Genomic DNA, 20579 nt, shown 5'->3' with positions numbered 1-20579 from the left:
CTTAGCTGGCGGCGACCACGGTCGGCCGCTCCCCGATTTTGTAGACTTCTTTGATTTCGTAACTCACGGTGTCGCGCGTCATATTGAAGAACTTGCGACAGCCGGTAGCGTGTATCCAGAGTTCATGATGCAGACCACGGGGGTTCTTGCGCATGTAGAGATACTCGCCCCATTCGTGGTCAGTGCAGTTGTCCGGATCCAGCGGCCGGGCCAGGTGAGCCTGACCCTTGGCATGAAACTCTTCTTCTTCGCGGTGTTCGCCACAATGCGGGCAGTAGATATAGAACATCGTTATAACTCCCGTTAGTGTGCGACGCCGGCAGCGCCGTGTTCGTCGATCAGCGAGCCGTTGTGGAAACGGAACATGGAGAACGGCTTGGCCAGCGGATGGGCTTCACCCTTGGCCAGGGTCGCCGCAAACACATTGCCGGAACCCGGCGTCGCCTTGAAGCCGCCGGTACCCCAACCGCAGTTGAAGAACAGGTTCTCAACCGGCGTATCGGAAATGATCGGACATGCATCCGGGCAGGTATCCACGATGCCGCCCCACTGGCGGTTCATGCGCACGCGGCTGAACATCGGGAACAGCTCGATAATCGCCGCCACCGTATGCTCGATGGTGGGGTAGGAGCCACGCTGGCCGTAGCCGTTGTAGCCATCGATACCGGCGCCTATAACCAGGTCACCCTTGTCGGACTGGCTGATATAACCGTGTACGTGGTTGGACATGACCACGGTATCGAGGATCGGCTTGATCGGCTCGGATACCAGGGCCTGCAGCGGGTGACTTTCCAGCGGCAGGCTGAAACCGGCCATGCCGGCCAGCACGCTGGAGTTACCGGCCACCACGCAGCCTACGCGATCAGCGCTGATCACGCCGTGACGGTTGGTGTTTACGCCAGTGATGGCACCGTCTTCGATGACCATGTCGATCACTTCGGTCTGCTGAATCAGGTCGACACCAAGCGCGTCGGCGGCACGGGCAAAGCCCCAGGCCACAGCATCATGACGGGCGACACCGGCACGCGGCTGCCAGGAGGCGCCCATAACCGGATAGCGGGTATTGGCGGAGCAATCCATGATCGGCACGATTTCCTGCACGGACTTGGCGTCCAGTACTTCACCGTCGATGCCGTTCAGGCGGTTGGCATTTACACGGCGCTCGATATCACGCATGTCCTGCAGTGTATGGCCCAGGTTAAGCACGCCGCGCTGGGAGAACATGACGTTGTAGTTCAGATCCTGCGACAGACCTTCCCACAGTTTCATCGCGTGCTCGTACAGGTGCGCCGCTTCGTCCCACAGGTAGTTGGAACGTACGATAGTGGTGTTACGGGCCGTGTTGCCGCCGCCCAGGTAACCCTTCTCGATCACTGCGACATTGGTGATGCCGTGTTCCTTGGCCAGGTAATAGGCTGTTGCCAGACCATGTCCGCCGCCGCCGACGATGATGACATCGTACTTTTTCTTCGGCGTCGGATTGCGCCATACGCGCTGCCAGTTTTCGTGGAAATTCAGGGCATGTTTCAACAGCCCGAAACCGGAATAATGCTGCATAGTGCCAGCTCCCCCTAGACTCCCGGTCAGACCGGGATAATTCATGCATGTGTGATGCTAAAGCCGGGCACCCGCAGGTGCCCGCAGCGAATCAAGCTTAGCGGTACGCCGGAAAGTCCGCACACAGAGCCTGGACCTTGTCTTTTACTGCAGCGATAGCGGCTTGGGCGTCGCCGGCCTGCATGGCATCCAGAATGTCGGCAATCCAGCCAGCCAGAGCTTCACACTGCGCTTCCTTGAAGCCGCGGGTGGTGATCACCGGCGAGCCCAGACGCAGACCCGAGGTCACGAAGGGTGACTGCGGATCGTTAGGCACGGCATTCTTGTTGACGGTGATGGAGGCACGCCCCAGAGCTGCGTCTGCGTCCTTGCCGGTCAGGCCCTGCTTGATCAGGCTGAGCAGGAACAGGTGGTTCTCGGTACCGCCGGAAACGACATCGTAGCCGCGATCGATAAACACCTGGGCCAGGACCTTGGCGTTCTTGACCACCTGAGTCTGGTATTGCTTGAATTCAGGCTGCAGCGCTTCCTTGAACGCCACGGCCTTGGCAGCAATCACGTGCATCAGCGGGCCGCCCTGGCCACCCGGGAATACGGCGGAGTTCAGCTTTTTCTCGATATCCGCATTGGCCTTGGCCAGAATCAGGCCGCCACGGGGGCCGCGCAGCGTCTTGTGAGTCGTTGTGGTAACCACATCGGCGAAAGGTACCGGGTTGGGGTATTGATCCGCAGCGATCAGGCCGGCGACGTGGGCCATGTCGACGAACAGGAAAGCGCCCACTTCGTCGGCGATTTCACGGAAACGCGCCCAATCAACAACCTGGGAGTAGGCAGAGAAGCCCGCCACGATCATTTTTGGCTTGTGCTCACGGGCCAGGCTTGCAACCTGATCGTAATCAATCTCGCCGTTTTCAGTCAGACCGTACTGCACGGCGTTGTAGATCTTGCCGGAGAAGTTGACGTGGGAGCCGTGGGTCAGGTGACCACCGTGGGCCAAGCTCATGCCCAGCACGGTATCGCCCGGTGCGCACAGCGCCATGTAAACAGAGGCGTTGGCCTGGGAACCGGAGTGCGGCTGCACGTTGGCGTAATCAGCACCGAAAAGCTCCTTGGCACGGTCGATGGCCAGCTGCTCAACCACATCGACGTATTCGCAGCCACCGTAGTAGCGCTTGCCCGGGTAGCCTTCGGCATATTTGTTGGTCAGCTGCGAGCCCTGCGCCTGCATCACCAGCGGGCTGGTGTAGTTTTCAGAGGCGATCAGTTCGATATGATCTTCCTGACGCTGTACCTCAGCGGTCATGGCCGCCCACAGGTCTGCATCGAAATTCTGAATCAGGTCATTATTATTAAACATCTAAAAATCTCCTCGCCAGGACATTCAGCCGGGAATTGAGTACAAGGTTTTAGTGGCGCGCAGCGCGCACCGGGATTCAGGTCAACAGATCCACCGCCACAGCGGTGAAAGTTGAGATCAGGACAGGCAGCTCCCCCACAGAACAACGCGTCATGGAACCGATAGTAGCCCTCAACTCCCAAGGGAAAGTGTTCACCGGCGTCCTGATGATATTCATTTACGACACCGACCTGGGTCGCTGTCGCACATAAGCAGACTTTCGCGGCAGACAGACAGGTCGCAAATGGGCAAGGAGCTAGATGAAAGCAGAAAGGCAAAAGGGGAAAGTGAAAAGCAAGCGGCAAGTGCCCGAACAACAGGCACTGCGCAGATGAAGGTTACAGAGCCTGTATCAAGGCAACAGGGCGGCGCGCCAGCACGCCGCTGGCCAGCAGCACGCCGGCCATAATCACGGTCACGCCTGTCAGGGTCGACGGCGCCAGCGTCTCTCCTAGTAGCGGGATAGCCGCCAGTGCTGCCAATGCCGGCGTGAAAGAGCCCAGCGCTGCGGTCTTCTCAGCTCCAAGTTCGCGAATTGCGACGCCATAACTAAAGCCGCCAACGATGCCGGCACCCAACCCCTGGGTCAGCAGATAGGGCCAGAGTTCAGCCCAGCCAACCGATAGCAGTTTCGATTCCACCAGCCCAAACCCCATCAATACAAGCAGCCCCAGGGAGGACACACAACACAGCAGCGCCGTGGCCTGCAGGGCGCCAACACCCAGCACCCGCAGACCCAGGGTATAGAACGCCCACAACAGGCTGGCACCGAGAAACGCCAGATGACCACGCCAGTAACCGGTATCCATTTCGAACAGACTGGTGCCCAGCAACAGCAGCACTCCGGCAAGAATGACACTAAGCCCCAGCAGGCGACGCCGCGGCAGGGGTTCACCAAACAACAGCACCGCCAGAGCCGTGACAAACAGGGGAGCTGTACCCGGCACCAGAGCGCCGGCATGGGCCGCCGGCGCAAGAGCGCTGCCCCAGGACATCAGATAAAAGAATGGCAGGCCGCCCAGCAACAGCATCAGGCCATGGCGCCTGCGGATCTGGCGAATACCCGAGCCACGCTTTAGCAGCCAAGGCACAAAGCACAGGGCCGGCAGACCAAAGCGCAGCAGTGCAAGATCCGTCGCCGTAAGCTGCGACTGACTCTCGGCCCGCAGCGACAGCAGAAAGCCGACCCAGATCAACAGCGTTACGGCCATGGCCGCCAGTCCCTTTGCATTCACCAGCGGTTCGCCGCGATATTGCTCCATGATCCCTGCCTGTGCCGGATATTTTGAGGCCTTATTATCGGGCAAAGACGCAAAACGAATCGTGCCGACTTGCTTGCAAAAACAGCCAATTTGGGATGATTATGGCGTCAGAGACTCTATTTTTAGCAATAACGGTTAACAAAAGCCCCATGACTAAAAAAGCCGAACTGGACAGCATCGACCTGAAGATACTGCAGGCCCTGCAACGCGATGGCCGCCTCAGCAATGCCGATATCGCCGATGCGGTCGCCCTGTCACCCTCTCCCTGCCTGCGGCGTCTGCGCCGGCTTGAAAGCGACGACGTCATTCAGGGCTACAGGGTCCAGCTCAACCGCCAGGCCATAGGTCTTGGCATGACCGTCTATGTGCAGGTCAAACTGCAGGATCACGGTATCGAATCCGTTGCGGGCTTTGAGCAGGCACTGTTGGGCATGCCCCAGGTTATCAACGCCCATACGGTATCGGGCTCGGCCGACTACCTGCTCGAAGTTGTCGTCAGCGACCTGCCCGACTACGACCGCTGGGTGCGCCAGATACAGCTGTTGCGCATGGTACGGGAAATCGAAAGCAACTTTGCCTTGCGCGAAGTCAAAGCCCAGGCCCCCTTGCCGCTGTAACGACTTAACCCGGGGCTGCGGCCTGAAACACAATATACAACGAGCACAAGATGGCGCCGCCAAAGGCCAGCGAACGCGGCCCTGAAAGATTGGCGAGATAGAAAACGGCGTGCGCAATGCGGCAGGCCAGAAAGATCAGCGCCACCAGGCTCAGCGCCGTCAGGTCAGCGCCGCCGGCGTAGGCGATCAGGCAGGTGGCACTGAAGATCATCAGCGCCTCCCAGGCATTGGCCTGGGCCGCATGGGCACGGGCACCCATGCCCTCCAGCCGAGCCTGCTGCTGGCGCGGATTATGATTGTCAAAACGCTCGAACTGCCGCATGCGACAAACATTGGTCACACCGGCCAGCACGACCGGCAACAACGACACTATAAAAAGCACATACAGAATAACGGGCATGGCAGATCCCTCTTGGTTAAATAGCCCCCGTGGAGGCTTCTGCTATCTGTACGCTCAGCGCCGGCTTTTGTATCAGCCTGGCGGCAAATTCCCCCACAGTATCTGCTGCAGCTCGGTGAGATCCGCCACCACCGGGATACCCTCTGCAAAGGGGTTGGCGCCCTTGACCACACCGACAAAGGGCATGCGATTGTGTTCGGCCGCAATGTAGTCAACCCGGCCGTCGCCTACCATCAGACAGCGCGACGCATCCAGCCGGTGGGTATCGAGCAGCTCGGCAATATTGATCTCCTTGTCCACCGGAGTGCCCCGCACCCCGGCAAAGTAGCCCGCCATGCCGCGGGCCTTGATCACCTGTACCAGCTCGGTTTCAGGCGTGCCGGACACCACGAACAGCGGCAGGCTTCGCGCCTGCAGCAAGCGCAGCAGCGCATCGGCACCAGCCACCTCCGGCGAATCGATCACCGCGCCCATACTGCGCTCGGCGAACTGCTGACACAGGGCCGCCAGCGCCTCTTCGCTCAAGGGCTCCTGCAGCATTTCGCTATAGACATGGCGCAGCTTGGTACTGCGCGACCGTCCTGTGTTGTGCACGAAGAACGCCAGAATCTGCTGTCGCAGTGCATCGCTGCGCTCAGGGAAGAGCGACAGGAAGGTTTCAGCCTTGATATCCAGCGACTGCGCCAGGGCATCATCAAAATCAAAAAATATCGCCTGCAAGTTCTCCAGCGCCGGTACTGCACGCACTGCAACGACACCGCTCACGTCCATATCTACCACCAGCAGACTCCTCTTATTAATAAACGAGCACAAAAAAGGCTCCACCAAGGAGCCTTTAAAGTATCAACTTAATACACAGGGGTGCCTGCGATCAAAATTTCAGATCTTCTGTTTCGCTGACAGGCTCTTCCGCCTTGGTCTTGGGCGCGGGCTTGGCCAGCAGTTTCTCGCGAATGGCATTTTCAATCTCGGTGGCGATTTCGCTGTGCTCTTCGAGATACTTGGCCGCATTGGCCTTGCCCTGGCCGATCTTGTCGCCCTTATAGGCATACCAGGCGCCGGACTTGTCCACCAGCCCCTGCTGCACGCCCAGGTCAATCACCTCACCCATGCGGTAGATACCCTGACCGTAAAGAATCTGGAACTCGGCCTGACGGAAGGGCGGCGCCACCTTGTTCTTCACAACCTTGACGCGGGTTTCATTGCCGACAACTTCATCACCCTGCTTCACCGCACCAATGCGACGGATATCCAGACGTACGGACGCATAGAATTTCAGGGCATTACCACCGGTGGTGGTTTCCGGCGAGCCGAACATGACACCGATCTTCATGCGAATCTGGTTGATGAAGATCATCATGCAGTTGGTGTTCTTGACGTTACCGGTCAGCTTGCGCAGCGCCTGGGACATCAGACGCGCCTGCAGGCCGACGTGGGAATCACCCATCTCGCCTTCGATTTCAGCCTTGGGCGTGAGTGCCGCCACTGAGTCAATGACGATCATATCCACAGCGGCGGAACGCACCAGCATGTCGGCAATTTCCAGCGCCTGTTCACCGGTATCCGGCTGAGACATCAGCAGATTATCGACATCGACACCCAGTTTCTCGGCGTAGATCGGATCCAGCGCGTGCTCGGCATCAATGAAGGCACAGGTCTTGCCTTGGCGCTGGGCCTGGGCAATCGTCTGCAACGTAAGGGTGGTTTTGCCCGAAGACTCAGGCCCATAAATTTCAACGATACGCCCGTAGGGCAGGCCGCCAATGCCCAGTGCGATATCCAGCCCAAGGGAGCCGGTCGAGACCGATGGAATGGCTTCACGGGGCTGATCGCCCATGCGCATAACCGCACCCTTGCCGAACTGACGTTCAATCTGCCCCAGTGCCGCGTCGAGCGCTTTCTTTCTATTCGCGTCCATTTTCCACCCCTTGCGCTTAGTCGGATACAGCACTCTGGTGCCAAACCGGATACTGTATGTTTGGACAGTATTATTCCAGATCGCTTTCGGAATGCAACCTCTTTGAGTGCTTTTTATACTGCAGACACCAATCGCCCCTTCAGGCCTTTTCGAGCTGCTTCAGCAGGCCGCGCAGAGCGATTTCTACCGCCTGGCGCCGCACCGCTGCACGATCCCCCGCCAGCAGGTGACATTGCGCCTCAGTCGGCAGGCCTTCACAGGCCCAGCCGAACCAGACAGTCCCCACGGGTTTCAGCTCACTGCCACCGCCGGGCCCGGCTATACCGCTGATGGATACTGCCAGTTGCCCGCCGCTCTGGCGCCGCGCACCTTCTGCCATGGCCCGCACCACCGCCTCGCTCACCGCCCCCTCCTGCTCTATCAGCTCAGGCGCCACGCCCAGCATGCGAGTCTTGGCAGCATTGGAATAGGTCACAAAACCTGCGTCGAACCAACCCGAACTGCCCGCCAGGGCCGTCAGCTCCTGCGCCACCCAGCCGCCGGTGCAGGATTCCGCCGTTGCCAGCATCCAATGGCGCGTCAGCATCCGCTGCGCGATCTGTTCCACCCACTGTTGCATAGATACCCTCCAGTAAGGCGCCTGATATCGACTCACGACTTACGAATCACAAATTACGGCTCACGAATCACGAATCACGAATCACGAATCACGAATCACGAATCACCCAAGATGCCAGCCGCACTCGCGCAGTGCAACGACCAGTCCCGACTCAGAGACTCAGAGAGGGGCGAATGCGCGCCAGGGTCAGCCGGCCAATGCCGCGCACCTGCAACAAGGCATCCAGGCTAGCGTGAGGACGGTCGCTGATGATGGCGGCCGCCAGGCGTGGCGAGATGCCCTTTATCAGCGCCAGCTCCCGGGCGCTGGCACCGTTCACCGACACTCGACTGGACGCCCGCTTCGCAGGGACAGGCGTTTTAGTATCGGCAGCAGCGTTAAAGGCCGCGGCCGGAATCTCCACCGGTTCGCACGCGGGTGTGTCGGCGCCCAGATCAACCGTCGATTCCGCCACCAGCGGACTACGCATAGGTTCGGCAGCAACCGGCACATCTGTAACTTTCGCCTCAACGCGTTCAGACGCCAGGGTCGGCGCGGGGGGACATTCAGCCGCCAGCTCAGCCGGTACTCCGGACTCAGTCGGCGGCGACGGCAGGACGCGGTAATCGCGGGTCAGAAGGCCAGCTTCAGTCCACTCGCGCAACATCAACACCAGGGATCCGCCATTAAGCGGTACCTGGTTCAGGGCAAAGCCAAAACGGTTGTGCAGCGATTCAAAGCCGCCACACAGCGTACCCAGTGCCCTGGAGGCCAGCCGCGTGCCGCTGAATGCGCCGCCCCGGTAAGACTCATCAAGTACCCAGAGCTCCAGACAGAGGGAGCCGGATCGGTTGCTGGCCTGGCGCGGATTAAGAATGCGATCAACCAGCAGATTCGCATGATCCCCTCCCACCTCGCAATGAACCTCACCCAGTATCATCGGCTGGCTGAAGGCCTGACGGTTGGCGAAGTTGGCGTAGTCGTGCAGCTGCACATCACCATTGCCGCCCACACCAACCAGCGCCAGCACCATGGCATAGTCGTCCTGGCCCGCCGGCGGCAGCGCCAGTGCGGTCTCAAGAGCAACAACGGCTGCCCTGCCCTGGGTATCGATTGGGCATTCGGCGATCTTGATACCCTGCAGCGCGCCGCCCTCATGGCGAGAAGAGCAGGCCCAAAGCTGCAGCAGGCAAGGGCGCTGACTGAAGGCATACGGGTCTGTGATGGTAAAACCGGCACCCAGCTGCGCACGATCGCCCTCGATCCGATAATGAATATCGCCGTTGAACTGGACCACCGGGTGATGCACTGGATTGTATGGGTAATATTGATTGTACATGGGAGCGGCTCTGAGCACTGGGGCGGGGAAATGCGCAGTATTGTAAAGATTTGGGTGGGTAATTGAATGACAGACTGTCGGCATTTGACAATAAATTAAAGATAGGCGCAGATGCCGTCATTTAGTCGCCGACTTTCCGCACATCAGCACCCTATTAGTGCACTAATATCCTCATCAACAGCAGGCGCGGTAATTCAATCCCTTACGCCCAGATGGCAAAAAGGGCGCCATGCGCCCTGATATCGAAAACCAGTAGATATACCAGACGAGCTGGGGGTAATAATCAGGCCTCGTAACCTGCAAAGAGGCGCCCGATAACCGCTTCAATCGCAGTGTTCTCGCCACCACAGGCCTTGTAACTGCGCAGGCCCATCAATTGAATCTGCAGATAGCGCGCCAGCTCCGCCACAGGAGTACTCGCAATCAGCGTGCCGCGCTGACGGTCGCCTTCGACCAGACGGGTAAACAGCTGCTTCATGCGCTGCAGATGCAACCCCGCATGCGCATACAGTTCATCATTCTTGCCATCGAGCTCCATGCGCGTTTTGACCAGCATGCAGGATTCTGCACAGGCTCCCACCTGCGACTCAAACAGCACCTGACGCACAAAGGCCTTGAATCCTGCCACGAAGGATCCTTGTCCTCGACCCGCACCAGCAATTCGTTCGCCATGCCGTCCGCGTAGGCGTCCAGCGCTTCCCGAGAGAACCCGGCCTTGTTGCCAAAAGCGGCATAAATGCTGCCGGGGTGCATATTGAGCGCCTGCTGCAGATCCCGCGTCGAGGTTCCGCCAAACCCTTTCTGCCAGAAAAGCGCCATGGCGCTCCTGACCACAGTGTCACGATCAAATTTGGCGATATGAACCATCTGAATAACCTGCTTGCGAATATGCGGCCAGTACATCTTGAGTGCTTATGGCGCTGCAAAACGCAGCAGCCCAGCAGGCCGGCACCGCCGAAGCTTGTTGTCAGAAATACGGCCGCCTCCAGAACAATGTGACGCACTGAATGCGCGCTTCGCTTCGAATCGCCGGCTTAATCACGTAAAATGCGTGGCCCATTGTTATCCACGCAACTCAGGCCATATCCAGCCTGAGGGTTCAACCCAGGCCACGACTATTCCCATGAGCATTCAGCCCGGCAATCTCGACCAGCACACTCCCATGATGCAGCAATATTTGCGTCTCAAGGCAGACCATCCGGATCAGTTGCTGTTCTATCGCATGGGCGATTTTTACGAGCTTTTCCACGACGATGCCCGCAAGGCATCGGAGCTGCTCGGCATATCGCTGACCGCCAGGGGCAAGTCCGGCGGCAATCCGATTCCCATGGCGGGCATTCCGTACCACGCCGCCGACGGCTATATCGCCAAGATAGTGCGTGCCGGCGAGTCGGTGGCCATCTGCGAGCAGGTCGGGGATCCTGCCACCAGCAAGGGGCCGGTGGAGCGCAAGGTCATGCGCATCGTCACTCCCGGTACCCTCACCGACGAATCACTGCTGGATGAACACCGCGACAATCTCATCGTGGCGCTGGAAAAGCAGGAGTCCGCGATTGGCCTGGCCATACTGGACATGAGCGCCGGGCGCTTCAGCCTGATGCAGGTCGGTGACGATGACAGCCTGCGGGCCGAACTGGAACGCCTCAAGCCCGCCGAGATTCTGTATAACGAGGACAGCACGCTCGGCGCCCTGCTGGAAACGCGCCCCGGCCAGCGTCCCCAGGCGCCGTGGAATTTTGAACTGGATACGGCCGAACGCCTGCTGTGTCAGCAGTTCAATACCCATGACCTGTCCGGTTTTGGCTGCGACCATCTGCCGGTGGCACTGGCGGCGGCGGGTTGCCTGCTGCAATACGCCCGCGATACCCAGCGCGGCACCCTGCCGCATATTCGCCGCATTCAGGTTGAACAGCAGAACGACAGCGTACTGCTGGATGCCGCCACAAGGCGCAACCTGGAAATCGACCTGAACCTGGCCGGGGGGCGCGAGAATACCCTGGCGGCGGTGATGGATCAGGCCCGCACGCCCATGGGCAGCCGCATGCTGCGACGCTGGCTAAATCGCCCGCTGCGCTGTCGCAATACCCTGTTGGCGCGCCAGCAATCTATCCAGTGGCTACAACAGGATTACCGCTACGAGGACATTGGACCGCAGCTCAAGCAGATCGGCGATATCGAACGCATACTGTCACGCATTGCGCTACGCTCGGCCCGCCCGCGAGACCTGGAGCGGCTCAAGCACGCCCTGGCCATACTGCCGGGGCTGCAACAGCAAATTCGCACCGACGACTGCGCCCATATCACTGAGCTTGGTCTGCAGATCAGCGAATTCCCGCAGCTGGCCGAACTATTGCAGCGCGCGGTTATTGATAATCCGCCGGTGGTTATCCGGGATGGCGGCGTGATTGCCGAGGGTTATGACAGCGAACTCGATGAGCTGCGCGCCATCAGCGAGAATGCCGGCGACTATCTGGTGAAGATCGAAACGCGAGAACGCGAAGCCACCGGCATCAGCACGCTTAAAGTCGGCTACAACCGGGTACACGGCTACTTTATCGAGACCTCCAAGGCCCAGGCCAAGGACGTACCGGTGGACTATATACGCCGCCAGACACTGAAAAATGCCGAGCGTTTTATCACCCCGGAGCTGAAGGAATTCGAGGACAAGGCGCTGAGCGCCAAGAGCCGGGCACTGGCGCGGGAAAAGGGTCTCTACGAAGAATTGGTCGAGACCCTGGCCGAACAGCTGGCACCACTGCAGGACTCGGCCGCCGCCATCGCCGAACTCGATGTGCTGACCAACCTCGCTGAGCGGGCGCTAAGCCTGAACTTCAGTGCACCACAGCTGGTGGAAGAACCCGGCCTGCATATCGAAGGCGGGCGCCACCCGGTGGTGGAAGCCGTGATGGACGATCCTTTCGTTGCCAATGACCTGCAGCTGGATCCCGAACGGCGCATGCTGATCATTACCGGCCCCAACATGGGCGGTAAATCCACCTATATGCGCCAGGCTGCACTCATCACCCTGCTGGCCCATATTGGCAGCTATGTACCGGCGATCTCAGCCCGCATCGGCATTGTCGATCGCATCTTCACCCGCATGGGCTCGTCGGATGACCTGGCCGGTGGCCGCTCCACCTTTATGGTGGAAATGACCGAAACCGCCAACATCCTGCATAACGCCACGCACCAGAGCCTGGTACTGATGGACGAAGTAGGCCGCGGTACCAGCACCTTCGACGGCCTGTCGCTGGCCTGGGCCTGTGCGCGCCACCTGGTAGGCGAAGTGAAGGCGCTGACGCTGTTCGCGACCCATTACTTCGAACTGACCAGCATGCCGGAGCAGTCCGCCGGGGTGTTTAACGTGCACTTGACCGCCGTGGAGCACAACGACCATATCGTCTTCATGCACGAGGTGCGCGAAGGCCCCGCCAGCCAGAGTTATGGTCTGCAGGTGGCGCAGCTGGCGGGCATTCCCCGCAAGGTGATCCAGCAGGCGCGCAATACCCTGATCAGCCTGGAGAAAGACTCGAACCAGCTGCAGCAGCGCCAGACGCAGAAAAACGCCCCGGTGCAGAACGACATGTTCGTCGAGGCACCGGTTAATCCCGCCGTCGAACGCCTGCAGACACTGAACCCGGATGATCTGAGTCCGCGCGAAGCCCTGGAAATGCTCTACCAGCTCAGAACCCTGGCCGGCGCCTGAGCCTTGCCACCCCGTGCCATTGCGCGCACGGGGTGATCTATACTGTCAGCCACTATCAGGCCAATCTGCCACGGGAGGTCCAAGCATGACTTTTGTCGTAACCGAGAACTGTATCAAGTGCAAATACACCGACTGTGTCGAGGTATGCCCTGTCGACTGCTTTTATGAAGGGCCCAATTTTCTGGTGATACACCCGGACGAGTGCATCGACTGCGGCCTCTGCGAACCGGAGTGCCCGGCCGATGCGATTTTTCAGGATGATGACCTGAGCGACGAGCAGCAAATCTATGTGGAGCTTAATACGGATCTGGCGGAGATCTGGCCCAATATTTCGCTGAAAAAGGCCGCACCTGCGGATGCCGATGACTGGAACGGCAAGCCCGACAAACTCAAGCTGCTGGAGCGCTAACGACCTCTAGCCATTTATTTCAGACGTAAAAAACGGGAAATGGCATTGAACCCATTTCCCGTTTTTTATGCCTCGGCACTTTTCGCCTTGAACCTTACTTCAGCAGGTCTTCGCCGGTCAGGCCGTTCTTCTCGACGATCTCGCGCAGCTTGCGCAACGCCTCAACCTGAATTTGCCTTACCCGTTCGCGGGTCAGGCCAATCTCACTGCCCACCTCTTCCAGCGTGCTCATCTCGTAGCCACGCAGACCAAAACGTCGCGACAGCACTTCAGCATGCTTATCGGGCAGCGCATTGAGCCATTTCTCGAGGTTGCCGCTGATATTGGAGCTCTGCAGCAAACTGGCCGGATCACAATTTTCCTGATCAGGAATGGTGTCCAGCAAGGATTTGTCGTAGTCCTTGCCTACCGGGATATCCACCGAGCTGATACGCTCGTTCAGGCCCAGCATCCGCTCCACGGTTTCCACCGGTTTGTCGACCTTGGCGGCAATTTCCTCGGCGGAGGGCTCATGGTCCAGCTTCTGGGCCAGCTCTCGAGCCACCCGCAGATAGACATTGAGTTCCTTGACCACATGGATGGGCAGACGAATAGTGCGCGTCTGGTTCATGATGGCGCGCTCGATGGTCTGGCGAATCCACCAAGTGGCATAGGTCGAAAACCGGAAACCGCGCTCGGGGTCGAACTTCTCCACCGCACGGATCAGGCCCAGGTTGCCCTCTTCAATCAGATCCAGCAGGGACAGGCCACGGTTCAGATAGCGCCGGGCGATTTTAACCACCAGCCGCAGGTTGCTCTCGATCATGCGCTTGCGGGATTTTTCGCAGCCCTTGAGCGCAAGACGGGAGAAATAGACCTCTTCCTCCGCCGTCAGTAATGGCGAGAAGCCGATTTCATTGAGATAAAGCTGCGTCGCATCCAGCGATTTGGCATTCATCAGATCCTTGTGGGCGAGGCTACCGCGCCCGCGTCCACTGTTCAGAAATGCGGGTTCCTTTTCGTCTCTGCTCTCCGCCGACACTTCGGTGTCGTTGGAATCTGCATCGTCGTCATTGGAATCGTCGCTTTCAAAACCGCGTTCAAAAACGTCTTCAGGCACGTCATAATCCTTGTTATTAACGTTTTCCATACACCCAACCCCACTGCCAGACAGGCATCGATGTTTCTTATTATGTTCTAACGTTTGGGCAGGTACCGCAACGGATCAACGGGTTGTCCATCCCGTCTAATTTCAAAGTGGAGCATATCCCTGGCAGCTCCGCTGCTACCTACTTCGGCTATTTTGTCGCCGCCATTAACCATATCATTTTCTTTGACGAATACGCGACTGTTATGCGCATAGGCACTGAGGAACTCCTGGTTGTGATTTATGATCACCAGAATTCCGTAACCGCGCAGACCGTCACCGGCGTAAACCACCCGCCCAGGGCCCGCGGCAATCACCGGATCACCCGCCTTGCCGGCGATATTAATACCCTTGGTCGCGGTACTGGAAAAACCGTTCAGCAAGGGCCCTTCGGCGGGCCAGCGCCACGTCAGTTTCTGTGCAGGGACAACCTGTGGCTTGGCGGGTGCACGCACCAGGGTAGCCGGTGCACGGGGCTTGTCCGGCACTGAGGCGGTGTTGCTGCCAGTGGAGCCCACCTGTGGGGCGCCACTGCCCGCACTGTCGCTAGCATAGGCACTGCCACTGCCACCAAGAGGCGTCACCACTAGAGGCAGGCTAGCGCCGACCGGTGATGTTTTGGTGACAGTGGGTTGTACAGACTGCAGACGCAGCGTCTGACCTACATAGATGAGGTAGCGCGAGTCTATATTATTGAGGCGGGCCAGGGCGCGATAATCCAGGCTGTAACGCCAGGCGATGGAATAGAGGGTATCGCCCTTGCGGACCCTGTAAGAGCCGGATTCAGGTAACGGGCGACTGTTGCTGTTGCTAGTCTTGCTATTGATGGAGCGCTCTGCCACAGGCGCATAGCCGCCGCTACAGGCCGCAAGCCCGAAGATGACAATCAGAACAAGAACGCACTTTCCCATTCCCTGCGTCACTGCAAGCCCCTAGTGTGTCATGGTCGGTTCGCCCGGCCAATCCGGTCCATCAACAGTACCAGCACCACGCCGAGAAGCATCAGGCCAAGCGCTGCACTCAGCCCTGGATCCTGCCCTGTCAGCATTTCAAAGCTTCCCGGCATCACATTTTCCTGCACCAGCGGCACTTCACCACCGTGACGGTTAATGGCGTAGGCGGTGGTGTACTTCCAGGGCCATACCTTGCCCAGGGAACCCAGCATAAAGCCTCCCAGCAGCGCCAGCGTAGTAGTGCGGTGATGGGAAAAGGCCCAGTCCAGCACCCGGGAGAACGCCAGCAACCCGACGGCACAGCCGGCGCCAAAAAGCCCCAGCGTCAGAAACTGCAGTCCCAGGATGGCCTGCATGATGGGCGTATACATGCCCAGCAACAACAGAATGAAACTGCCGGAGATACCCGGCAGAATCATGGCGCAGATGGCAATCATGCCACTGAAAAACACAAACAGCGGCGTGGCTTCCAGTGCCGAGGGCGTGATCTGGGTCACGGCATAGGCCACCACGGCGCCGGTGGCAAAAGACACCAGCAGGCTGCTGTGCCACCTGGGCACCGCGCGGCACAGACTCCACATCGAAGCGACTATCAGGCCAAAGAAAAACGACCACAGCAGCGGCGCATGGGTATCAAGCAGAAACAGCACCAGCCGCGACAGGCTCAGCAGGCTCAGCAAAATACCACTGAACAGCACCAGCAAAAAGGTGCCGTTCACGTGCTGCCAGGCCGCGGCCGGCCCCCGGGTAAACAGCAGCCGTAGCGCGGCTATATCGAAACTGCGCAGTGAGTGGATAAGTTCTTCGTAAATACCGCTAATGAAGGCGATGGTCCCACCGGATACACCCGGAACGGCATCGGCCGCCCCCATCAACATTCCCTTTACGGCCAGCAACAGGTATTGAAACCCATTACGCGACTGCTTCATGCTTGATTCCTTAACGAATAGTGCCACTTACCAGGGGTACGAACTTTACCGCCAGCAATTCCTGAGTATCGAACTGATTCTCGCCGGTACGCCGAATACGCTTGAGCTTTTGCCCGCCACTGCCACCCACGGGTATGACCAGACGCCCACCGATAGCCAGCTGCATCAGCAACTCTTCAGGGACTACTTCCGGGGCCGCCGTCACCAGAATGCCATCAAAGGGCGCTTGGGCAGGCCAGCCCATGCCACCGTCACTGTGCCGCAACTTGGCATTGTGCAGCTTCAGCAGACTCATGCGTTTACGCGCTTTTTCCTGCAGCGGCCGAATACGCTCAAGGCTGTATACATGCCCCACCAGCGGCGCCAGCACAGCGGTCTGGTAGCCAGACCCGGTCCCGATTTCCAGCACCTTCTCGCAGGGGCCGTCCTCAAGCAGCAGCTCGGTCATGCGCGCCACTATATAGGGCTGGGAAATGGTCTGGTTAAAACCAATGGGCAGCGCCGTATCTTCATAGGCACGGTGCGCCAGAGCTTCATCGATGAAAATATGCCGCGGCGTATCCCGAATCACATCCAGCACCGCCTCGCTGGCGATGCCCTGCTCGCGCAGGCGCTGGATCAGGCGCTCACGGGTGCGCCTGGAGGTCATGCCTATACCCTGCAGGTTTACATCACTCACTGCGGCTCCTCTAACCAGGCTGCCAGACTGTCCATGCCGACGTACTGGGTCATGTCGATCTGTATCGGCGTGATGGACACAAACCCCTGCTCCACAGCATAGAAGTCCGTTCCAGGCTCGCGATCCGCCACCTTACCTGCACCGGCGACCCAATAGCGCGTACAACCGCGCGGATCCACCGATGCCACCGGGCCGCTGGCCATTTCACGATGACCCAGGCGCGTCACATGCACGCCCTTGATCTCGCTCATAGGCACATCCGGCACGTTGACGTTCAGTACCGTGCGCGGCGCCAGTTTCAGACTGTCGATATCGCGCACCAGATTCGCCACCACTTCCGCCGCTGTGGCGTAGTGCTCAGGCTGATGACCGGCCAGAGATACCGCTATGGGCGGCAGCGACATCGAGCGCCCCTCAGTGGCCGCCGCCACTGTACCCGAATAGAGTACGTCATCGCCGAGGTTGGAGCCGGCATTGATACCGGATACCACAAGGTCCGGCACCATGCCGAAAATCCCACACACGCCCATATGCACACAATCGGTCGGCGTACCGTTCAGGCTGATAAAGCCGTTGTGGTGGTGGTGGGCCTCGAGCGGGCGATCAAGGGTCAGCGAGTTGCTGGCGCCGCTGCGATTGCGATCCGGCGCTATCACCTGAATCTCGGCTACCTTGGCAAGGGCCTCGGCCAGTGCGGCCAGGCCTGGCGCATAAACGCCATCATCATTGGAAATCAGTACTTTAATCATCAGTGCTCTGGCCTGTCGCGGGGCGCGATACACGAAAATGGCACAGCTCCCGTAGCACGCTGGTGGCAAAAGCACCCGCCGGAAGCTCGAATTCAAGCCAGCATTGTCGGTCAGATTCGCGTTGCATCGCAAGTCCCTGTGGCCGCAGCCGCAGACTGCGACGTTCCGAGCGCAACCCCAGCTGGGTCAAATCATCGATCAGGGACTGCCATGCAGCCAGGGTTTCAGTTTCCCAGAGCGCCGCCTCACCGCCAAGCAAACGCCCGGCCAGGCCCGGCATGGGGCCGGTCAGATCCAGATCGGCGCCGGCCAGGCGCAACGCAAGATCATCCAGCTCAGCCTCGGCTGCGAAGCAGCTGTTAGTACCATCCAGCATCAGCACATCGCCGGGCATAATGCTCGCCCAGCGACCCTGTGCAATACGCTGACTCAGCAAATGGTTGAACAGCCAGGAGCGCACCGCCGACAGGTACAGACCTTTTTTGTGGCGCTGGCGCTCCTTCAGCTCACCGCGAATGAGGGCAACACCCTTCTGAATATTGCCAAACCCGAAACCAAAACGCTGCTCACCGAAGTAGTTCGGCACACCCTCGGCAAGCTGTGCAAAACGCTGCTCCAGAGCATTCATATCGCTGACTTCAGTGAGCCGTAGACGAAAGCGATTGCTGCGGTGCACACCCAGTCGAAGCTTGCGCGGATGACGCACAGCCTTGAGTACTTCAACGCTGTCACCGCCAAACAGACTCCAGGTCATGTTGCGGTGCACACCCAGGCGAATGCAGAACCATTGTTCGGTAATGGCGTGGCGATCTTTCTTGCCGGAATAACTGACTTCGCGCGGTGACACCTGGCAGAAACCCGCCAGCTGGCGAGCAACCCAGTCGGTGTTTTCGCCATTCTTGCGGATATACAGGAAAACGTGCTCGCCTTCGCCCTCGGGCTCAAACCCGAGCTGTTCGAAAACCTGAAAATCGGCATTTTCATGCCGTATCTCGGCGCTCACTGTGGGCTCACCATTGAGCCAGCGAAAATCGGTGGGGAACTGCAAATTATCAGGGGTCATTGAGCGGATCCGCTACGGGGTTCAATCAACTGAATAAAGGTTTCATCCTCGCGAATCATGCCCATCTCACTGCGGGCACGTTCTTCCAGCGCGGCCAGGCCCTTCTTCAGGTCCTGTACTTCTGCCTCCAGCTGACGATTACGCTCCAGCAGTTTTTCGTTATCCTGCTGCTGCGTGCTGATGGCCTGGCGCAGCGCCAGCACCTCCCGCAGATTCGCCTCGCCAAACCAGAGACGGTACTGCAGTGCAAGCACCAGTACCACCAGGAGGGTTATGAGCCAACGAAACAAGATGCACTCCAGCGAGATCCCGACCTGAGCCGGATAGAAAAGATGACATTTAATGGGTGAATGTAACACACTCGATGCCGCAGTCCCGCCCTTCTTGCCCTGCGCTCCCAGAGGTCGGGCAAAGGCCCCTGATAGAAATACGGGGGCTAGGTGCAGGGACAGGGAGTTGCGAACAACTCGAATTCAGCCTATGGAAAAAAACGCCCCGTTACCCTAAGCGGTAACGGGGCGTCCTATCTGCAAGCGCCCCCTTAAGAGATACGCCTGCGGCAAAGCCGGCTTACGCCTGACCCTTGATTTCTTTCAGGCCCTTGTAGGGCGCCTGACCTGCGAGTTCTTCCTCGATGCGCAGCAGGCGGTTGTACTTGGAGACGCGATCGGAACGGCACAAGGAGCCGGTCTTGATCTGGCCCGCCGCCGTACCCACGGCAAGGTCAGCGATGGTGGTGTCTTCGGTTTCACCGGAGCGGTGCGAAATCACCACGCTGTAGCCGGCATCCTTGGCCATCTTGATCGCATCCAGGGTTTCAGACAGCGATCCTATCTGGTTGAACTTGATCAGGATGGAGTTGCCGATGCCCTTGTCGATGCCTTCCTGCAGGATCTTGGTGTTGGTGACGAAGAGGTCGTCCCCGACCAGCTGTACCTTGGCGCCGATTTTGCGCGTCAGGTAGGCCCAGCCGGCCCAGTCGGACTCGTCCAGACCGTCTTCGATGGAAACGATCGGGTAGGTGTCGGACAGCTGTGCCAGGTAATCGCTGAAGCCTTCGGAGTTGAAGGTCTTGCCTTCGCCAGCCAGGTTGTACTCGCCGTTCTTGTAGAACTCGGAGGCCGCGCAATCCAGCGCCAGGGTCACGTCCTTGCCCAGGCTGTAGCCGGCATTGGACACCGCTTCCTGGATCACCACCAGGGCTTCCTCGTTGGAGCCCAGGTTAGGTGCGAAACCGCCTTCGTCGCCCACAGCGGTGTTCAGGCCGCGGGCCTTGAGCACGGCTTTGAGGGCGTGGAAGATCTCGGCGCCGCAACGCAGGGCCTCGGCGAAGCTCGGGCTGCTCACCGGCTGCACCATGAATTCCTGGATATCGACGTTGTTGTCGGCGTGCTCGCCACCGTTGAGGATGTTCATCATCGGCAGGGGCATGGAGTACTGGCCGGCGGTGCCGTTGAGTTCAGCGATATGGGCGTAGAGCGGGATACCCTTGACCAGAGCCGCCGCCTTGGCCGCGGCCAGGGACACGGCCAGGATGGCGTTGGCGCCAAACTTGGACTTGTTCTCGGTGCCATCCAGCGCCAGCATGATGTTGTCCAGCGCGCGCTGATCGGTGACATCCTGGCCCAGCAGGGCTTCACGGATAGGGCCATTGATGGCAGCCACGGCCTTGAGCACACCCTTGCCCAGGTAGCGGGACTTGTCGCCGTCACGCAGTTCCAGCGCTTCGCGCGACCCGGTGGAGGCGCCGGACGGTGCGCAGGCGCTGCCCATCACGCCGCACGCCAGAATGACGTCAGCTTCAACCGTCGGATTACCGCGTGAATCCAGTACTTCGCGCGCCTTGATATCTGCAATCTGTGCCATTTGGATCAAACT

At 59.2% G+C, this 20579-nt stretch carries 21 protein-coding genes and 1 pseudogene; 3 read left to right on the top strand and 19 right to left on the bottom strand.

Annotated features, from left to right (window positions below):
- Window position 1: 1 nt before the first annotated feature.
- The 4 genes from A8C75_RS03080 to A8C75_RS03065 all read right to left on the bottom strand — a co-directional run bounded on the left by A8C75_RS03080 (window position 2) and on the right by A8C75_RS03065 (window position 4215).
- Window positions 2-289, bottom strand: a complete 288-nt coding sequence (locus A8C75_RS03080; protein WP_067377963.1) for a sarcosine oxidase subunit delta — start codon at window positions 287-289, stop codon at window positions 2-4.
- Between the two features lie 14 nt (window positions 290-303).
- Window positions 304-1557 carry a sarcosine oxidase subunit beta family protein gene (locus A8C75_RS03075; protein ID WP_067377960.1) on the bottom strand — a complete coding sequence of 418 codons (1254 nt, stop codon included), beginning with the start codon at window positions 1555-1557 and terminating at the stop codon, window positions 304-306.
- Between the two features lie 97 nt (window positions 1558-1654).
- A complete protein-coding gene (glyA, locus tag A8C75_RS03070; protein ID WP_067377957.1) occupies window positions 1655-2914 on the bottom strand; it encodes a serine hydroxymethyltransferase in 1260 nt (419 codons plus the stop codon).
- Between the two features lie 377 nt (window positions 2915-3291).
- Complete coding sequence (locus A8C75_RS03065) at window positions 3292-4215, bottom strand: DMT family transporter (protein WP_067377954.1); 924 nt, start codon at window positions 4213-4215, stop codon at window positions 3292-3294.
- Window positions 4216-4364: 149 nt separating this feature from the next.
- Between A8C75_RS03065 and A8C75_RS03060 the strand changes: the two genes are divergently transcribed.
- Window positions 4365-4832 carry an Lrp/AsnC family transcriptional regulator gene (locus tag A8C75_RS03060; RefSeq protein WP_067377951.1) on the top strand — a complete coding sequence of 156 codons (468 nt, stop codon included), beginning with the start codon at window positions 4365-4367 and terminating at the stop codon, window positions 4830-4832.
- A gap of 4 nt (window positions 4833-4836) precedes the next feature.
- Here A8C75_RS03060 and A8C75_RS03055 read toward each other — a convergent pair whose 3' ends face one another.
- From A8C75_RS03055 to A8C75_RS24225, 7 genes and pseudogenes are all read right to left on the bottom strand, one after another.
- Entirely contained in the window at window positions 4837-5232 is a 396-nt protein-coding gene (locus tag A8C75_RS03055) for an MAPEG family protein (protein ID WP_067377949.1), read from the bottom strand.
- Window positions 5233-5304: 72 nt separating this feature from the next.
- Window positions 5305-6003, bottom strand: coding sequence for an HAD family hydrolase (locus A8C75_RS03050; protein ID WP_067377946.1), 699 nt, complete (start codon window positions 6001-6003; stop codon window positions 5305-5307).
- 100 nt (window positions 6004-6103) lie between these two features.
- On the bottom strand, window positions 6104-7150 hold the full coding sequence (gene recA / locus A8C75_RS03045) for a recombinase RecA (RefSeq protein ID WP_067377943.1): 1047 nt from the start codon (window positions 7148-7150) through the stop codon (window positions 6104-6106).
- A 139-nt stretch (window positions 7151-7289) separates the two neighbouring features.
- Entirely contained in the window at window positions 7290-7769 is a 480-nt protein-coding gene (locus A8C75_RS03040) for a CinA family protein (protein ID WP_067377940.1), read from the bottom strand.
- Window positions 7770-7920: 151 nt separating this feature from the next.
- Complete coding sequence (locus tag A8C75_RS22895) at window positions 7921-9087, bottom strand: ComEA family DNA-binding protein (RefSeq protein ID WP_157890204.1); 1167 nt, start codon at window positions 9085-9087, stop codon at window positions 7921-7923.
- A 283-nt stretch (window positions 9088-9370) separates the two neighbouring features.
- Complete coding sequence (locus A8C75_RS23875; RefSeq protein ID WP_067377937.1) at window positions 9371-9715, bottom strand: TetR family transcriptional regulator C-terminal domain-containing protein; 345 nt, start codon at window positions 9713-9715, stop codon at window positions 9371-9373.
- Between the two features lie 89 nt (window positions 9716-9804).
- Window positions 9805-9906, bottom strand: a pseudogene (locus A8C75_RS24225) (TetR/AcrR family transcriptional regulator); the annotation flags it as partial.
- A gap of 304 nt (window positions 9907-10210) precedes the next feature.
- Here A8C75_RS24225 and mutS point away from each other — a divergent pair.
- The gene (gene mutS, locus A8C75_RS03025) at window positions 10211-12793 is read left to right on the top strand and encodes a DNA mismatch repair protein MutS (protein WP_067377934.1); all 2583 of its coding nucleotides are present in this window, start codon (window positions 10211-10213) and stop codon (window positions 12791-12793) included.
- A gap of 85 nt (window positions 12794-12878) precedes the next feature.
- The gene (gene fdxA, locus A8C75_RS03020; RefSeq protein WP_067377931.1) at window positions 12879-13202 is read left to right on the top strand and encodes a ferredoxin FdxA; all 324 of its coding nucleotides are present in this window, start codon (window positions 12879-12881) and stop codon (window positions 13200-13202) included.
- Window positions 13203-13296: 94 nt separating this feature from the next.
- Here fdxA and rpoS read toward each other — a convergent pair whose 3' ends face one another.
- The 8 genes from rpoS to eno form a co-directional block, all read right to left on the bottom strand.
- Window positions 13297-14331 (bottom strand): RNA polymerase sigma factor RpoS, encoded by a 1035-nt coding sequence (gene rpoS / locus A8C75_RS03015; RefSeq protein WP_067377928.1) that lies wholly within the window; start codon window positions 14329-14331, stop codon window positions 13297-13299.
- 47 nt (window positions 14332-14378) lie between these two features.
- Complete coding sequence (locus A8C75_RS03010) at window positions 14379-15239, bottom strand: peptidoglycan DD-metalloendopeptidase family protein (protein WP_067377925.1); 861 nt, start codon at window positions 15237-15239, stop codon at window positions 14379-14381.
- A gap of 29 nt (window positions 15240-15268) precedes the next feature.
- Complete coding sequence (locus A8C75_RS03005; protein WP_067377922.1) at window positions 15269-16210, bottom strand: polyprenyl-phosphate transporter; 942 nt, start codon at window positions 16208-16210, stop codon at window positions 15269-15271.
- 10 nt (window positions 16211-16220) lie between these two features.
- The gene (locus A8C75_RS03000; protein WP_227819996.1) at window positions 16221-16859 is read right to left on the bottom strand and encodes a protein-L-isoaspartate(D-aspartate) O-methyltransferase; all 639 of its coding nucleotides are present in this window, start codon (window positions 16857-16859) and stop codon (window positions 16221-16223) included.
- Between the two features lie 26 nt (window positions 16860-16885).
- Window positions 16886-17638, bottom strand: a complete 753-nt coding sequence (gene surE / locus A8C75_RS02995; RefSeq protein WP_067377916.1) for a 5'/3'-nucleotidase SurE — start codon at window positions 17636-17638, stop codon at window positions 16886-16888.
- Window positions 17631-18701: a tRNA pseudouridine(13) synthase TruD gene (gene truD / locus A8C75_RS02990; protein ID WP_067377913.1), complete on the bottom strand. Its 1071-nt coding sequence runs from the start codon at window positions 18699-18701 to the stop codon at window positions 17631-17633. The genes surE and truD overlap by 8 nt, the downstream gene beginning before the upstream one ends.
- The gene (gene ftsB, locus A8C75_RS02985) at window positions 18698-18991 is read right to left on the bottom strand and encodes a cell division protein FtsB (protein ID WP_067292974.1); all 294 of its coding nucleotides are present in this window, start codon (window positions 18989-18991) and stop codon (window positions 18698-18700) included. The genes truD and ftsB overlap by 4 nt, the downstream gene beginning before the upstream one ends.
- A gap of 280 nt (window positions 18992-19271) precedes the next feature.
- Window positions 19272-20567 carry a phosphopyruvate hydratase gene (gene eno, locus A8C75_RS02980; RefSeq protein ID WP_067377909.1) on the bottom strand — a complete coding sequence of 432 codons (1296 nt, stop codon included), beginning with the start codon at window positions 20565-20567 and terminating at the stop codon, window positions 19272-19274.
- Between the last annotated feature and the right edge of the window lie 12 nt (window positions 20568-20579).

Origin of the sequence: Marinobacterium aestuarii, assembly GCF_001651805.1 — a bacterium.
In the GTDB taxonomy this organism is placed as follows: Bacteria; Pseudomonadota; Gammaproteobacteria; order Pseudomonadales; family Balneatricaceae; genus Marinobacterium_A; species Marinobacterium_A aestuarii.
Note: the sequence above shows the minus strand (reverse complement) of the source record. Positions and strands in the feature narration are given on the sequence as shown.